At 43.7% G+C, this 1,453-nt stretch carries 1 protein-coding gene; it reads left to right on the top strand.

Annotated elements, in window-relative coordinates:
- Window positions 1–1,451, top strand: a 1,451-nt coding sequence (gene hsdR / locus AC1DWN_RS33670; protein ID WP_477563175.1) for a type I restriction-modification system endonuclease, incomplete at its 5' end; no start/stop codon positions are given.
- Between the last annotated feature and the right edge of the window lie 2 nt (window positions 1,452–1,453).

Raw genomic sequence — 1,453 nt, 5'->3', positions numbered from 1 at the left:
GTCTTATTTACCGTCTAATTAAACATAATCGCTTCAAGCGTATTCTCTTCCTCGTCGATCGATCAGCGCTTGGTCGTCAAGCTGAGGCGGCTTTCAAGGATTCCAAGTTGGAGAGCTATCATTCATTTACTGAGATTTTCGAGCTTCACACATTGGATGATAAGAAGCCCAATCAAGAGACCAAAGTCCAGATCGCTACCGTACAGGGAATGGTCAAACGGTTATTTTACAGCGAATCAGATGATACTGATATCCCTTCGGTTGATCAATATGACTGCATTATAGTTGACGAAGCCCATCGTGGTTATACGCTCGATAAAGAAATGTCCGAGCTTGAATTAGAGTTTCGAGACCATGAGGATTATGTAAGCAAGTATCGCAAGGTATTGGACTATTTCGACGCGGTACGAATCGGATTGACGGCTACACCAGCTCTACATACGGTCGAGATATTCGGGCGCCCGGTATACAACTATTCATACCGAGAGGCTGTTATCGACGGATATTTAATTGATCATGAACCGCCGATGCAATTCGAAACTCAGCTGAAGAAATACGGAATTAAGTGGCAGGTAGGAGAAGAGGTTGCGGTGTATGATGTCTCTTCTGGTAATATCGATAAGGAAATGCTACAGGACGAGATTAACCTTGAAGTCACTCAATTTAACAAAACTGTTATTACGGAGAATTTTAACCGTGTCATTCTGGAAGAGCTGACGAAATACATCGATCCTGAATCGGAAGGTAAGACGCTCATCTTCGCGGCAACGGATGATCATGCGGATATGGTTGTTCGGATTTTTAAAGAAGAGCTTGAGAAGGTCTACGGCGCGGTAGACGATAATGCGGTTCTGAAAATCACGGGTTCGATCAAAGATCCGCTTCATGCGATCAAGTTGTTTAAAAATGAGCGGATGCCTAGTATTGTTGTTACAGTCGATCTGTTGACCACAGGTATTGATATTCCGAGCATCACGAATCTTGTATTTCTGCGTCGTGTTCGTTCAAGGATTTTGTACGAGCAGATGCTAGGAAGAGCAACTAGAAGATGCGATGAGATTGAGAAAGACCATTTTATGATCTATGATGCGGTAGGGATTTACGAGAGTTTGAAGCCGTATACGGATATGAAGCCGGTCGTGACCAAACCGACTGTAACACTGGATGAACTCACAGAAGAGCTTGCTCAGCTTGAGAGTGAAGAACAGGGAAAACAACATAAGGAAGAGATCATTGCTAAGATACAACGTAAGAAGCGAACTTGGACAGCTAAGGATCAAGAGGACTTTAAAGCGCTGTCCGGCGGAATGAGTATCGAGCAATTTATCTCTGATCTGAAGAACATGAGTGCCCTTCAGGCAGGCGCTGACTTAAAGGCAAAGAAAACGCTCGTCGGATTTATAGATGAGAATCGCGGTAGGTCCCATCGAATTTATATTTCTGAGCATTAGGA

It is taken from the genome of Paenibacillus sp. P4_A7, assembly GCF_056402455.1.
This window is presented reverse-complemented; position numbering and strand designations above follow the sequence as displayed.